Source organism: Kitasatospora putterlickiae, from assembly GCF_039527695.1.
GTDB classification, from domain to species: domain Bacteria; phylum Actinomycetota; class Actinomycetes; order Streptomycetales; family Streptomycetaceae; genus Kitasatospora; species Kitasatospora putterlickiae.
Genome location: NZ_BAAAKJ010000081.1, coordinates 1544 through 3794, shown reverse-complemented (window position 1 = coordinate 3794; position 2251 = coordinate 1544). Strand labels below are relative to the sequence as shown.

Sequence of the window (2251 nt, the reverse complement as noted above, 5' to 3'; positions counted from 1 at the left end):
CCGAGGGCGACGGCGGTGCCGCCGGTGTTGAGCGCCAGGTGGGCCGGGCCGTCGACGGTCGACCAGAGCAGGGCGACCTGCCCGGTGGAACCGCTCACCGAGACCGGGCCGGACACCTGGCTGTCGGTCAGCACGAAGGCCGCCGCGCCACGGGCCGAGACGGGGCCCTTGAAGACCGAGCCGTTGGCGACCAGCGCCGCGCCCGGCTGGACCAGCACCGGGCCGGTGACGGTCGCGCCGTCCAGGCAGGTGACGCCGGAGGTGACCGCGAGCTTCTTCTGGGCGCCGCGCAGCGTGGTGGTGCAGGCCGGGACGGAGCCGACGGTGACCTTGCGCTCCGCCGTCACGCCGCCGACGGTGACGGTCAGCGTCGCGCCGCCCGGGCGCAGGCCGGTGAGCGTGCCGGTGGCCGGGTCGTACGCGGCGACGGTGCCGCGCGGGGCCTTGGCGGCCGGGCCGACGTGCACGCCCTGGCCGCCCCACTGGGCGGTGACCGGCCAGGCCACCGGCACCGTCCGCTCGCCGTCCTGGGTGAAGGTCGCGCTGACCGGCACGGAGTCCAGCAGGCCGAGCGACTCGGGGGCGGTCAGCCGCACCGCGTCGGCGCGGGCCCGCACCTCGGCGCGCAGCCAGGCCGAGGCGTCGTCCGGCACCGCGTACGGGTCGGTGACCTTGCCGGCGGCCGGGTTGACGCCGAGCATCGTCCAGCCGGTGAAGCCGCCCCGGTCCGGCTCGGCGGCCGGGCCCTTGCCGGAGTTGCCGTTGATCAGGTACGGGACGCCGTCGACGCTGCTCGCGTGGAAGGCGCCGACGTGGCCGCTGATCATCGCGGCGGACTTGCCGCCCGCCCGGAAGCCGGCCAGCCACTGCTCGACCAGGGCGGCCTCCTTGCGGTCACCGAGCTGGCTGCCCTGGTCGGGCAGCGGGTCGCGGGTCGGGTGGTGGTCGAACAGCAGCAGACCGGTGACCGACGGGTCCTCGGCGGCCTCGTCGAGGGTGGTGCGCAGCTTGGCGATCTGGTCGAAGCCGCTCGCCCGGAAGGAGCCGAGCGCGCTGTTCAGGGTGATGAAGCGGGTGCCCTTGACGTCGAACACCTTGCTGGTCTCGCCGAACGCGGCCGTGAAGTTGTCGATGGTGCCGGGGCCCATCACCTCGTGGTTGCCGGGCACGTAGTGCCAGGGGATGCCGCGGCCGGTGAGCTGGTCGAACTCGTCCAGCACCTTGCGGGCGAGGGCGAAGTCGGCCGGGCTCGCCTCGTCGACCAGGTCGCCGGTGATGACCAGCAGGTCGGGCTTGGCGGCGGCGATGTCGCGCAGGGTGCGGCGGGCGGCCTGCACGAGGTCGCTCTCCGGGGCGCGGGCAATGAACTGGGCGTCCGACATCACCGCGACCCGCAGCGGCTTGCCGTCCACGGTGCCGTGGGTGAGCACCACCGGGTCGGTGACCCGCGGACGCACCGGCAGTTCGACGTCCGGCGCCACCTTGACCCGCAGGTCGGCCAGGGTGAGCGCGCCGGTGTAGGAGCGGGCGGCGCCGGTCTCCATCAGCCGGAACCGCTGGAAGGTCAGCGGGTACTGCACGCCGGCCGGGATCGGGAACTCCACCTTCCGCCAGCCGGTCCAGGTGACCATCGGGGCGTCCAGGTTGGCGGTGACGCCGGCGGCGGTCCGGTACTGGACGCGCGGCCAGGCGCCGTTCCCGTCGCCCTCGATCCACATCGTGATCGAGCGCGGCTGGCCGGGCAGCACGATGCCCTCGGGGGCGATGGCGTACTGGCCGCGGGTGCCGGTCGACTGGGTGAAGTCGTAGCTCAGCCGCAGGCCCTCGCCGCCGTCGTGGCCGGCGGCCGGGGCGACGCCGCCGCCGGGCGCGCGGTCGTTGCCGGACTTCCAGGCGGCCGCGTCGGAGAAGTCCGCGAACGGCTTCTCGGCCGTGCCGACGGTGACGGCGACGGAGGTCTCCAGGCCGCCCACGGTCAGCTTGAGGGTGGCGGAGGCGCCGTCGGTGAGCGCCTTGAGGGCGATCGAGCCGTCCTCGGCGGCGGAGGTCTCGACGACGCCCGCGCCGCCGGTGACGGTGAGGTCGGCGGCCTCGACCGGGGCGGCGTGGCCCTGGGCGTCGTAGCCGGTGACGGCGATCCTCGCGGTGGCGCCGGCGGTCTCCAGGCCGATCGGGTCGGTGCCGGCGGTGATCCGCACCGGAGCGCCGAGCACGGTCAGCGGCAGGGTGCCGCTCTCGGCGCCGTCGGCGG

The 2251-nt window shown here is 75.3% G+C and carries 1 protein-coding gene; it reads right to left on the bottom strand.

Going from position 1 to position 2251, the window contains the following annotated elements; translation table 11 throughout:
- On the bottom strand, positions 1-2251 hold a 2251-nt coding region (locus tag ABD308_RS09200), incomplete at both ends, for a metallophosphoesterase (protein ID WP_344330597.1).